Here is an 11647-nt window from a genome sequence, read left to right on the forward strand (position 1 = left end):
GGCGCTGCGGCCCGCCGGGCCCGCGCCCCGCCTCTGCCCGTCCCCGCCCCGGGGGCGGGCCCGCCCCCGGGCCGGCTTCGACGGCTGAGGGCCCGCGCCCCCGTCCGCCACCCATCGCCCCGCCCGGTCCGCCGCGCGCTCGACGAGGCCGTGCCGAGCCGAGCCGCACCGTCGGCACCTCGCACCGTGCCACCACGCCGCCGCGCCGAGCCGCCGGCACCCCGCGCCGCGTCGCCCTATCGCGTCATCATGACGGAAGTCACGAAACAGTGATAGCTTCGGGGGACGGAGAAGACAGGGAAGGCACCGGCGTCGTCGGCGACGCCGTAGGGAGGCCGCACCGCATGAGCCCGTTCACCGGTTCCGCGCCCCGCACCGAGGCCGCCTCCTGGCGGCACCTGAGACTGGCCGTGGACGACGGCGTCGCCACCGTCACCCTGGCCCGCCCGGCCAGGCTGAACGCCCTCACCTTCGGGGCCTACGCCGACCTGCGCGACCTGCTCGCCCAACTGTCCAGGGAACGCGCCGTCCGCGCCCTCGTCCTCGCCGGGGAGGGCCGCGGCTTCTGCTCCGGCGGGGACGTGGACGACATCATCGGCGCCACCCTCGCCATGGACACCGCCCAGCTCCTCGACTTCAACCGGATGACCGGCCAGGTCGTGCGCGCCCTGCGCGAGGCGCCGTTCCCCGTCGTCGCCGCCCTGCACGGTGTCGCGGCCGGAGCCGGGGCCGTCCTCGCGCTCGCCGCCGACTTCCGGATCGCCGACCCCTCCGCCCGGTTCGCCTTCCTCTTCACCAAGGTCGGTCTGTCCGGCGGCGACATGGGGGCCGCCTATCTGCTGCCGCGCGTCGTCGGCCTCGGCCACGCCACCCGCCTGCTCATGCTCGGCGAACCCGTGCACGCCGCCGAAGCCGAACGCATCGGCCTGGTCAGCGAACTCACCGGCGAGGGCGGCGCCGACGCCCGCGCCGCCGAACTGGCCCGCCACCTCGCCGACGGACCCGCCCTCGCCTACGCGCAGACGAAGGCGCTGCTCACCGCCGAGCTGGACATGCCGCTCGCCGCGGCCGTCGAACTGGACGCCGCCACCCAGGCCCTCCTGATGAACGGCCGCGACTACGCCGAGTTCCACGCCGCCTTCACCGCGAAGCGGCCCCCCAAGTGGCAGGGGCGGTGACCATGCGCGCCGCCGTCATCGGGGGCGGCCCCGGCGGGCTCTACGCCGCGGCCCTCCTCAAACGCCTCGACCCGGCCCGCGAGGTCACCGTCTGGGAGCGCAACGCCCCCGACGACACCTTCGGCTTCGGCGTCGTCCTCTCCGACGAGACCCTCGGCGGCATCGAGCACGCCGACCCGGACGTGTACCGCGCGCTGCGGCGCGCGTTCGTCCGCTGGGACGACATCGACGTCGTCCACCGGGGCCGCCTCCTCACCTCCGGCGGCCACGGCTTCGCCGCCCTCGGCCGCCGAACGCTCCTGAAGATCCTCCACGACCGCTGCTCCGCCCTCGGTGTGCAGCTCCGCTTCCGCACCGAGGCCCCGCCCGCGGCCGAGCTGGCGCGGACCCACGACCTGGTCGTCGCTGCCGACGGAGTGCACAGCCGCACCCGCGCGGCCCACGCCGACGTCTTCGGCCCGCACCTCACCCCCCACCGGTGCCGGTACATCTGGCTCGCGGCCGACTTCGCGTTCGACGCGTTCCGCTTCGAGATCGCCGAGACCGAACACGGCGTCATGCAGCTGCACGGCTACCCCTACGCGCCGGACGCCTCCACCGTCATCATCGAGATGCACGAGGACGTCTGGCGCGCCGCCGGACTCGACGAACTGCCCACCGGCGAGTCCGTCGCACGCTGCGCCAAGATCTTCTCCGAGGCGCTGCGCGGCCGGCCCCTGCGGTCCGGCACGTCCTCCTGGACGGTGTTCCGCACGGTCGTCAACCGGCGCTGGTCCCACGACGGCCGGATCGTGCTCCTCGGGGACGCCGCGCACACCGCGCACTTCTCCATCGGTTCCGGCACGAAGCTCGCCGTCGAGGACGCCCTCGCGCTCGCCGCCTGCGTGGAGGAGCAGCCGGACCTGCCGTCCGCGCTGGCCGCGTACGAGGCGGAGCGCCGCCCCGTCGTCGAGTCCGTGCAGCGGGCCGCGGCCGCCAGCCTCCGCTGGTTCGAGGACGCCGCACGGTACGTCGACCAGCCGCCCCGCCAGTTCGCGTTCAACCTGCTCACCCGCAGCCGCCGCGTCACCCACGACAACCTGCGGCTGCGCGACCGGGCCTTCACCGACGCCGTGGAGCGGGACTTCGGCTGCCCACCGGGCACGCCGCCCATGTTCACCCCGTTCCGGCTGCGCGGCCTGACCCTCCGCAACCGCGTCGTCGTGTCCCCCATGGACATGTACGTGGCGCAGGACGGCGTCCCCGGCGACTTCCATCTCGTCCACCTCGGCGCCCGCGCCCTCGGCGGCGCCGGGCTCGTCATGACGGAGATGGTGTGCGTCAGCCAGGAGGGCCGCATCACCCCCGGCTGCACCGGCCTCTACACCGACGGGCAGGCGGCGGCCTGGCGCCGGATCGCGGACTTCGTGCACACCCGGGCCCCCGGCACGGCCCTCGGCGTCCAGCTCGGCCACTCCGGCCGCAAGGGCTCCACGAAACGCATGTGGGACGGCATCGACCAGCCCCTCGACGACGGCAACTGGCCGCTGGTCGCCGCCTCCCCCCTCCCGTACCGCGCCGGCGTCAACCAGGTCCCGCACGCGCTGGACCGGGCGGGCATGACCGCGGTCCGCGAACAGTTCGCGGCGGCGGCCCGCCGCGCCGCCGAGGCCGACTTCGACCTCCTCGAACTGCACTGCGCCCACGGCTACCTGCTGTCCGGTTTCCTCTCCCCGCTGACGAACCACCGCACGGACGCCTACGGCGGCGACCTGGCCGGGCGGCTCCGCTACCCCCTGGAGGTCTTCGACGCCGTCCGCGAGGCGTGGCCCGACGACCGGCCCATGACGGTCCGCATCTCGGCGACCGACTGGGCGGCGGGCGGCACCACCGCGGACGACGCCTTGGAGATCGCCCGCGCGTTCGCCGCCCGCGGGGCCGACGCCCTCGACGTCTCCACCGGCCAGGTCGTCCCCGACGAGCGCCCCGAGTACGGCCGCTCCTACCAGACCCCGTACGCGGACCGCATCCGCAACGCCCTGGGGGTGCCCGTCATCGCCGTGGGCGCCATCTCGTCCTGGGACGACGTCAACTCCCTGATTCTGGCGGGCCGCACCGACCTGTGCGCCCTCGCCCGCCCCCACCTGTACGACCCGCACTGGACGCTGCACGCCGCCGCCGACCAGGGCTACACGGGTCCCGCCGCCCCCTGGCCCGCCCCGTACCGTGCGGGCAGCCGCACACCCCCCACGGGCCGCACCGACGCCCCGAAACCCCGCCTGACCCTCACCCGCCCCTGAACCGGCGGCCCGCCGCCCCGCCGCCGAGGCACCCCCGGGCGCCGGGGCGGGTCAGTCCCCACCGGGCCGGTCCACCGTGCCGAAGGGCCGGACGAACTGCGCCCCGAGGTCCCGCAGCCGGGCGTGCAGCTCCGCGAAGACCTCCGCGGCCGGGCCGCCCGGCCAGCCCGCGGGGAGCAGTTCCTGCGGCAGGCCCGGGTCGGCGTAGGGGAGGCGGCGCCACGAGTCCAGGGCGAACAGGTAGTCCCGGTACGCCTCCTCCGCGGGCCCGTCCGGCGCCTTCCGCCAGCGGCGCAGCACCGGCCCGTGCCGGTCGAGGAACTCCTCGTGCTGCTTGGCGATGGCCGCCAGGTCCCACCAGCGGCCCACCGCCTCCGCCGTGGCGGCGAACCCCAGGTGCCGGCCCCGGAAGAGGTCCACGTACGGGTCGAGGTGCAGCCGCTCCAGCGTGTGCCGGGTCTCCTCGTAGAGGGCCGCCGGCGCGATCCACACGCCCGGTGCCGCCGAGCCGAAGCCCAGCCGCGCCAGCCGCGAGCGCAGCAGGTGCCGCTTGTGGCGTTCGGCCTCCGGTACGGAGAACACCGCCAGTACCCAGCCGTCCGGCAGTCGCGGCTTCTCGCGCGCGTAGATCCGGCGGTCGCCGTCGTCCAGCAGCTGCCGGGCGTCCTCCGACAGGGCGTAGCCCGCGGCGCCGCCCGCCGTCCGGCCGGGCACCAGCAGTCCGCGCCGCTTCAGCCGCGACACCGACGAGCGCACCGACGGGGCGTCGACGCCGAGTGCGCCCAGCAGCCGGATCAGCTCGGCCACCGGCGCGGGCGTGTCGTCGGGCGTCCGCCCGTACGCGCCGTACAGGGAGACGATCAGGGAACGCGGGGTGTGCTGCTCGGCCACGCGCCCACTCTAAGTCGTGTCCCCGGCCGCCCGTCGGCCCGCAGGCGCCCGACCCGCAGGCTCCTCCGCCCGCACGCCGCGGCCGGCTGCCCGTGCCCGGCGGCGGTCCGCTCCTGAACGCGCCCCACGGCGGGGCGCCGGCCGGCCCGCCCTGCCGCCGGACGGCGTCACGGCGCGGGCACCTCCCGGGCGCGCAGCCTGAACCGCTGCAGCTTGCCCGTGGCCGTGCGCGGCAGGGCGTCGAGGAACACGATCTCGCGCGGGCACTTGTACGGCACGAGCCGCGACCGCACGAAGTCGCGCAGCGCGTCCGCGGCCGCCCCGTCGCGCGGCAGCCCGTCCCGCAGCACCGCGTACGCCACGACGACCTGCCCGCGCAGCTCGTCGGGGCGGCCCACGACCGCGGCCTCCAGCACGTCGGGGTGGGCCAGCAGCGCCTCCTCGACCTGCGGGCCGGGCACGTTGTACCCCGCCGTGATGATCATGTCGTCGGCGCGGGCGACGTACCGCAGGTAGCCGTCGGGTTCCCGGACGTACGTGTCGCCGGTGACGTTCCAGCCGCCCCGCACGTACCGGTCCTGCCGGTCCCCGCCCAGGTAGCGGCAGCCGACCGGGCCGCGCACCGCGAGCAGGCCCTCCTCCCCGTCGGGGACGGCTGCGCCCGACGCGTCCACCACCCGCGCCTCCCAGCCGGGCACGGGCAGCCCGGTGGTGCCGGGCCGGATCGCGTCCCCGGCCGCCGACACGAAGATGTGCAGCAGCTCCGTCGCGCCGATGCCGTTGACGAGCCGCAGCCCGGTGCGCTCGCGCCACGCGTGCCAGGTGGCCTCCGGCAGGTTCTCGCCCGCCGACACGCACACCCGCAGCGACGACGTGTCGTACGGGTACGTGCCGAGTTCGTCCAGCATCACCCGGTAGGCGGTCGGCGCGGTGAACAGCACCGACACCCCGTGCTCCGCCACGGCGGGCAGCAGCTGCCGCGGGCCCGCCTGCTCCAGCAGCAGGGCGCACGCGCCCGCCCGCAGCGGGAAGACGACGAGCCCGCCCAGGCCGAAGGTGAAGCCCAGCGGCGGCGACCCGGCGAACAGGTCGTCCGGCGACGGTCTCAGCACGTGGGCGGAGAAGGTGTCGGCGACGGCCAGCACGTCCCGGTGGAAGTGCATGCAGCCCTTGGGGCGGCCGGTCGTCCCGGAGGTGAAGGCGATGAGGGCGACGTCGTCGGCGGCCGTCGCCACGGCCTCGTACGGCTCCGCGGGCCGGGCCCCGGCCAGCCGCATCAGGTCGTCGGGCGCGTCCCCGCCGAACGTGGTGACCCGCAGCCCTGGGACCTCCGCCTTCACCAGGTCGTCCACGGAGCGGACGTCGCACAGCGCGTGGCTGACGGCCGCCAGTTCACACATCACGGCCAGCTCCTGCGGGCGCTGCTGCGCCAGCACCGTCACGGCCACGGCGCCCGCCTTCATGACGGCGAGCCAGCAGGCCGCCAGCCACGGCGTGGTCGGGCCCCGCAGCAGCACCCGGTTCCCGGGCACCACGCCGAGGTCGTCCGTGAGGACGCGGGCGACCCGGTCGACGTGCTCGCGCAGCCCCCCGTACGTCCACACCCGCCCCGCGCCGTCGCGGAACGCGGGCCGCCCCGCCCCGAACCGCTCGATCGAACGGTCCAGCAGTTCCGCCCCGCAGTTGAGCCGTTCGGGGTACCGCAGCTCGGGGAGGTCGAAGAGGAGGTCCGGCCACTGCGTGCGCGGCGGCAGGCGGTCGCGGGTGAACGTGTCGAGATGGGCCGAAGGTGTCGGATCCATGGTGCGCCCCCTTGTCAGTGGTGGGCTCGCTCCACGAGCGTATCGTGAAGGTGACGACAGTCAACGGTCCGCGATAGATGGGGGCCTGATGCCCGTATTCTCGCTCGAACCCTCACAAACCGCATGGTGCGCGGAACTGCGCGCCCTGGCGGAGCAGCGCCTGCGCCCCCTGGCCGAGAAGGCGGAACCGGGTCGCGTGAACCGCCCCCTGGTGGCCGCCCTCGGTGAACTGGGCCTGTTGGGACGCCTGTTCACGTCGGGCGCCCTCGACCTGTGCCTGATGCGGGAGTCCCTCGCGTACGGCTGCACGGAGGCGGAGACGGCGCTCGCCCTCCAGGGGCTCGGCGCCCACCCGGTCGCCGCGACCGGCACGGCCGCCCAGCGGGACCGGGTCCTGCCGGGGGTGGCCGCGGGCCGGGAGATCGCCGCGTTCGCACTCAGCGAGCCCGACGCGGGCTCCGACGCGGCGGCCCTCGCACTGCGCGCCGAACCGGACGGCCCGGGACGCTGGCGCCTCACCGGGGAGAAGCGCTGGATCTCCAACGCCCCGGAGGCCGACCACTACACGGTCTTCGCCCGCACCGCGCCGGACGCGGGCGCCCGCGGCATCACCGCCTTCACCCTGCCCGCCGACCGGCCCGGACTGACGGGCGAACCGCTCGCCATGCTGTCCGAGCACCCGATCGGCGCCCTCGCCTTCGACGCGGTCCCGGTCACGGCCGACGACGTCCTCGGCGAGCCGGGCGCCGGCTTCGCGGTCGCCATGCGCACGTTGACGCTCTTCCGCCCCAGCGTCGGCGCGTTCGCCGTCGGCATGGCCCAGGCCGCCCTGGACGCCACACTGGCGCACACCTCCCGGCGCACCGCCTTCGGCGGCGTCCTCAAGGACCTCCAGTCGGTCGCCCACCAGGTCGCGGAGATGGCCACCCGCACGGAGGCGGCCCGCCTCCTCGTCTACGCGGCGGCCGAGGCCCACGACACGGGCGCCCCGGACGTCCGCGCCCGCGCCGGCATGGCCAAGCTCATGGCCACGGAGACCGCCCAGTACGTCGTCGACGCGGCCGTCCAGCTCCACGGGGCCCGCGCCCTCCAGCGCGGCCACCTCCTGGAGCACCTCTACCGGGAGGTCCGGGCGCCCCGCATCTACGAGGGCGCGACGGAGGTCCAGCGCACCATCATCGCCCGGGACCTGTACGCGAAAGACCTCCCGGAGGAGGCGCCCGCGGGGGCCCCGGGCGGCAGCGGCCCACGGGCGCGGCAGCCGCACGCGGGGGAGACAGACGTGAAGGAGCCGCACGCATGAGCCCGCACCGCCACAACCCCGCCGGACTCTCGCCGCCCACCGGCTTCTCCCACGCGGTCACCGCCACGGGCTCCCGCGTGGTGTTCCTGGCCGGACAGACCGCCCTGGACGCGGACGGCAAGGTGGTCGGGACGACCCTCCCCGAGCAGTTCGCGCAGGCCCTCGCGAACCTGCTGGCCGCGCTGCGCGCCGCCGGCGGTACCCCGGCCGACCTGGCCCGCGTCACCGTCTACACCACGGACGTCGCCGCCTACCGCGCCCACGCCCCCGACCTGGGCCGCGTCTGGCGCGACCTCGCGGGCCGCGACTACCCGGCGATGGCCCTCATCGGCGTGGTCCGCCTGTGGGACGAGGAGGCACTGGTCGAACTCGACGGCTTCGCGGTGCTGCCGTAGACCCGGACGGCGGCCCGTCGGCGGGGCGGGCCGGTGCCGCGGGCCCCTCCGTTCCGTGCGCCCACCCCGGTAGACGGCGACCGATCCCGCCCCCGCACGCCCCCTGCCGGGGGCAGTGGGCGGGGTCCGGCCGCCATCTTCCCAGGTTACTGGCGGGGGAGCGTTCGATGGTGCGTTGGACGAGGCGATACCCGGGGCCCCTGCGGCGGTACGACGAACCTGGCGGAGGCTGCGCCTGCCTTTCATGGTCACGGGGCCTGATCCGACGCGTGGCCGGCCTCCTCCTTTCCCGTGTCGGAGAAAAGGAGGGTGGGCTCGGCGAGGATGTCGCGGCCGGCCTCGCTCATGTAGATCTCGTCGACGCTGCCGAACCTGGCCTCCGTGTAGTCGAGGTCGAGCAGGGCGGCGGCCTTGCGGACCGACGCCTCGTCGGGGCCTTCGATCTCGACGAATGTGGGGAGGTCGGGCCAGGTGTCGAAGTCGAACGCCACCTCCCCGAGGCGCCACTCCTCGCGGTAGCTCTCCTGGTACCGCACTTCGCGGAGGCCGATGTGCCGGAGGATGTCCGCCATCGCGTGCAGGTCGGTGACCTCTGTCTCGATCTCGGTGGTGCCGTCGATCGTGGTCGAGTCGGTGACCTGCTTGAGGGTGAGCGTGGAGCGGGCGCCCTCGTCGCGGAGGCGGATCCACTGGCCGTTGTCGAGGGCGTCGTTCTCGAAGATCTTGCGCGTGAGCAGGGTGCGGGGGAAGGTCTGGGCGGCTCCCAGTGCGGCGAGTTTGGCCTGGAGCGCGGCGACGTCCACGGACAGGAACGTGGCCTCGTATTCGTGCTTCATGATCCTCTTCCTTGATGTGCCGGTTACTTGCCGGTGCGGGCCGCGAGAAGCAGGCCCATGCGGTGCGTGTGGTCGTGGGGCCGGCCGATATGGGGGCGTTCGGTGAACTGGCTGGTTCGCAGCGTGAGCAGGACGTTCCAGCCGGCCGTGAAGTGGCCGCCGAGTTTCTCGGGGGAGGTGTAGTGCTCGACCAGGTGGTGGCGCCGTTCGACGGGCATCATGAACTCCGCGCCGAACAGGCCGCCGACGCGTACGAGTGATTGCATGCGTGTGACGAAGTCGGCGAGCGGGGTGTGGTGATTGGCACTGTAGTGCCAGGAGCAGCTCGTCCAGACGGCGTCGCAACCTGCCTCGGGAAGGTCGGACTGAAGGAAGTCCTGCTCGATGACCTGTACTTGGTTGTCGAGGCCTTCGCGCTTGAGGCGATCGGTCAGACCGAGGGCGTGAGCCGTGGTGTCACCCGGAAGGCTGACCTCGCCGCCGTGGAGGGCGAACGGGTCTTTCTCGATGGCGATGACCCGGTAACCGGCGGCGCCGAGCGGCAGGACGAACTTCCCGTCGCTCGCGCCGATGACGGCGACCGTCGCCCTACTGGAGGCGTGCTCGTTCAGGGCGGCGAGGAACTGGGGGAAGAACGTGAGGGTGTGCTCCCACAGGCTCCGCGTCTGCACGGGGGTGTCCTTCCTTGTCGATGGCGAGGATGGCTTCGAGGACGAGGTCTGGTGCAAGGCCCGTGGTGTCCACCTGGTGCATGGGGAACTCGTTGTACGCCTCGGTGATCCGGTCCGCCGCTTCCTCGCTGAGGGCATCCCACCGGCTGGCGGGCTTGAACCTCTCGGCGAGCCGCCGCTGCCGTTCGTGCTCCGCGCACAGCAGGTGGTACGTGATGGGTTTCGGTAGGTCGGCTGGGACCGTGATGCCGAGCCGGGCCCCGAAGGCCCGGTGGTTGGCGATGCACCTGGGGAAGTAGCTCTCCACGACGACGGGGATGTCGGCGGTGAGGTAGCGCCGGATCTCCTCGGCGGCGGTGAAGAGGGCCGAGAGGTAGAAGCACATGCGGGCCTCGACGTTCCCCCGCGCGTCCACCTGTCTTCTCATGGCCTGGTAGAAGAGGGGCACGGTGGGGACCAGCACGGCGCCTCGGGCTGCGGCGAGCATCGGCGCGATGGTCGACTTGCCGGTCCCGTGGAGTCCTTCGAGGCTTTCGAACGGCGGCCGATCAGGCACGGGCGTACACCACGTCCGGCACGGCGATGGTGAGTTCGTCGGTGGCGGAGGGCTGGTGGACGATGCGGTTCGCGGTCTTCTCGTACCAGAAGGCGTGCGAGTCCTTGCCCACGGCCTTGCAGGACATGGTCAGCGCTCCGCGGGGGTCGGCCTCGATGCGGTCGATCTCGCGCGAGCCGTCGGTCGGGGCGCAGATCTCCGGGGCGCCGTTCTCGGACCGGTCTTCGTCGACGATCACCTCGATGGAGAGCCCGGCCCGTCGGAGGTCCTCGCGGAGGCGCGTGTAGGCGGTCGGCTCGGTGACCAGCAGCTCGGGGTGTCGGGCGGCGTTGCCGACCGGGCGGAGGCAATGGAGCTTGAGCTGGCGGACGCCGAACCGCTGCACGGTACGAGCCAGAGGCAGGACCTCGTCGATGTTCCGGGAAGTCACGGTCATCGTCGCACCGGTCATGACGCCCAGGTCGCGAGCGAGGTTCAGGGTGCTGAGGGCGGCGAGGTAGCCACCGGGCCTTCGGATGGCGTCGTTGGTCTCGCCGAGCCCCTCCAGCGAGACGCGCAGCAGGTCGAGATGGGGGGCGACCTCGGTGAGGCGGCTCTCGATGCGGTAGCCGTTGGTGCAGACCTCGACCTGCATTCCCAGCTCCTGGCTGGCGTACCTGACGATCTGCGGCAGGTCTCTGTGGAGGAAGGGTTCGCCACCGAGCAGGGTCACCGCTTCCGTGCCGTACTGGTCGTGCATGAGCCGGATGAGGTTGATCGCCTCGTCGGCGCTGAACGTGTCGCCCTGCTTCAGGCGCTTGCCGTGGAAGCAGTGCAGGCAGGTGAAGTTGCAGCGGTACAGAAGCTGCAGGTACAGCATCCGAATCCTGCGGATGCCGGTGACGTCGTGGATCACGTGGGCCTCCTGAGCCAGTTGTCTGGTGGGGAGAACCCGATGGTGTCGGGATGGGGGTGGACACCATCACCGCGTAATCGGACGGTACGAGGACGTCCTGGGACGTCTTCAGCTCGCGGCTGCCGCTCCCAGGTGGACCAGGACTTCCGCCGTGTCCGACAGATCCGGCAGCACGACCGGCGCACCGGCAGCAGACAACTCGTCCCTGCTGTGAATTCCCGAGGACACCCCGACCACGTGGCAACCCGTCGCCAATGCCGCTTCGACGTCTCGTGGGGTGTCGCCCACGAGGACGACGGGCACGTCCTCCCCTCCCCCGTACCTGCGGCGAATCCGCTCGCGCGATACGTCTACGAGGTCGGGCCGCTGGAGGGCATCGGCCCCATAGGCGCCTACGGTCAGATCCACCAGGGAGTCGAGGTCGAACGCACCCAGCTTGACACCTGCGTTCGGCGCGATGTTGCCCGTCAAGACCGAGGACACCCAAGTGTCCTGCTCGGCCACCCTCTTGAGCGCATCCCGTGCACCGGGGAGAGCCCTGCCTCGCTTCTGGAGCTCTCCGAACATCTCCTGCCCTGCCTGGGTGAGGGCCGCCTCGACATCCGTCCAGCCCGGTTCGGGCACGCCGTGCCGGAGGAACATGTCCCTCATGACCGAGCGATCGGTGCGTCCCTCGGTCCGCGCCGCCTGGGCGGGCGGGAATCCGGCGAGTGCCGTGAACGCGGCGGCGTAGATCTCCTTGCTCACCCCCGCGTTGTCAATCAGTGTGTGGTCGATGTCCCATATTGATCAGAAACTCATGGGGTTCTCGTTCAAGACGTAGCGGACGTGCGGGCCGCCG

At 73.3% G+C, this 11647-nt stretch carries 11 protein-coding genes; 4 read left to right on the top strand and 7 right to left on the bottom strand.

What is annotated here, in order from left to right; all coding sequences use genetic code 11:
• Positions 1 to 344 precede the first annotated feature (344 nt).
• Both BJP40_RS06205 and BJP40_RS06210 read left to right on the top strand, forming a co-directional pair.
• On the top strand, positions 345 to 1178 hold the full coding sequence (locus BJP40_RS06205) for an enoyl-CoA hydratase family protein (RefSeq protein ID WP_071279289.1): 834 nt from the start codon (positions 345 to 347) through the stop codon (positions 1176 to 1178).
• Between the two features lie 2 nt (positions 1179 to 1180).
• A complete protein-coding gene (locus BJP40_RS06210; RefSeq protein ID WP_071279291.1) occupies positions 1181 to 3457 on the top strand; it encodes a bifunctional salicylyl-CoA 5-hydroxylase/oxidoreductase in 2277 nt (758 codons plus the stop codon).
• Positions 3458 to 3508: 51 nt separating this feature from the next.
• On the opposite strand, the gene BJP40_RS06215 is transcribed toward BJP40_RS06210, so the two are convergent.
• Both BJP40_RS06215 and BJP40_RS06220 read right to left on the bottom strand, forming a co-directional pair.
• Positions 3509 to 4348, bottom strand: coding sequence for a PaaX family transcriptional regulator C-terminal domain-containing protein (locus BJP40_RS06215; protein ID WP_071279292.1), 840 nt, complete (start codon positions 4346 to 4348; stop codon positions 3509 to 3511).
• 167 nt (positions 4349 to 4515) lie between these two features.
• The gene (locus BJP40_RS06220) at positions 4516 to 6150 is read right to left on the bottom strand and encodes an AMP-binding protein (protein WP_071279294.1); all 1635 of its coding nucleotides are present in this window, start codon (positions 6148 to 6150) and stop codon (positions 4516 to 4518) included.
• Positions 6151 to 6238: 88 nt separating this feature from the next.
• On the opposite strand from BJP40_RS06220, the gene BJP40_RS06225 reads away from it, so the two are divergent.
• Positions 6239 to 7453, top strand: coding sequence for an acyl-CoA dehydrogenase family protein (locus tag BJP40_RS06225; RefSeq protein ID WP_071279295.1), 1215 nt, complete (start codon positions 6239 to 6241; stop codon positions 7451 to 7453).
• Positions 7450 to 7848 (top strand): RidA family protein, encoded by a 399-nt coding sequence (locus BJP40_RS06230; protein WP_071279297.1) that lies wholly within the window; start codon positions 7450 to 7452, stop codon positions 7846 to 7848. Before BJP40_RS06225 ends, BJP40_RS06230 begins: the two co-directional genes overlap by 4 nt.
• Before the next feature lie 248 nt (positions 7849 to 8096).
• On the opposite strand, the gene BJP40_RS06235 is transcribed toward BJP40_RS06230, so the two are convergent.
• From BJP40_RS06235 to BJP40_RS06255, 5 genes are all read right to left on the bottom strand, one after another.
• Complete coding sequence (locus BJP40_RS06235; RefSeq protein WP_071279299.1) at positions 8097 to 8684, bottom strand: class IV adenylate cyclase; 588 nt, start codon at positions 8682 to 8684, stop codon at positions 8097 to 8099.
• 23 nt (positions 8685 to 8707) lie between these two features.
• Positions 8708 to 9355 (bottom strand): bifunctional 2-polyprenyl-6-hydroxyphenol methylase/3-demethylubiquinol 3-O-methyltransferase UbiG, encoded by a 648-nt coding sequence (locus tag BJP40_RS06240; RefSeq protein WP_071279300.1) that lies wholly within the window; start codon positions 9353 to 9355, stop codon positions 8708 to 8710.
• Positions 9273 to 9911: an AAA family ATPase gene (locus tag BJP40_RS06245; RefSeq protein WP_226962386.1), complete on the bottom strand. Its 639-nt coding sequence runs from the start codon at positions 9909 to 9911 to the stop codon at positions 9273 to 9275. The genes BJP40_RS06240 and BJP40_RS06245 overlap by 83 nt, the downstream gene beginning before the upstream one ends.
• Positions 9904 to 10806 carry a radical SAM protein gene (locus BJP40_RS06250; RefSeq protein WP_071279303.1) on the bottom strand — a complete coding sequence of 301 codons (903 nt, stop codon included), beginning with the start codon at positions 10804 to 10806 and terminating at the stop codon, positions 9904 to 9906. The genes BJP40_RS06245 and BJP40_RS06250 overlap by 8 nt, the downstream gene beginning before the upstream one ends.
• Before the next feature lie 108 nt (positions 10807 to 10914).
• Positions 10915 to 11592 (bottom strand): HAD family hydrolase, encoded by a 678-nt coding sequence (locus BJP40_RS06255; protein ID WP_107416722.1) that lies wholly within the window; start codon positions 11590 to 11592, stop codon positions 10915 to 10917.
• Positions 11593 to 11647: the final 55 nt, after the last annotated feature.

Origin of the sequence: Streptomyces sp. CC53 (genome assembly GCF_001865245.1) — a bacterium.
Taxonomy (GTDB): domain Bacteria; phylum Actinomycetota; class Actinomycetes; order Streptomycetales; family Streptomycetaceae; genus Streptomyces.

Coding starts and splice junctions, on each gene's coding strand:
- BJP40_RS06205 (WP_071279289.1), top strand. CDS start 345: ATGAGCCCGTTCACCGGTTCCGCGCCCCGCACCGAGGCCGCCTCCTGG.
- BJP40_RS06220 (WP_071279294.1), bottom strand. CDS start 6,150: ATGGATCCGACACCTTCGGCCCATCTCGACACGTTCACCCGCGACCGC.
- BJP40_RS06235 (WP_071279299.1), bottom strand. CDS start 8,684: ATGAAGCACGAATACGAGGCCACGTTCCTGTCCGTGGACGTCGCCGCG.
- BJP40_RS06225 (WP_071279295.1), top strand. CDS start 6,239: ATGCCCGTATTCTCGCTCGAACCCTCACAAACCGCATGGTGCGCGGAA.
- BJP40_RS06210 (WP_071279291.1), top strand. CDS start 1,181: ATGCGCGCCGCCGTCATCGGGGGCGGCCCCGGCGGGCTCTACGCCGCG.
- BJP40_RS06230 (WP_071279297.1), top strand. CDS start 7,450: ATGAGCCCGCACCGCCACAACCCCGCCGGACTCTCGCCGCCCACCGGC.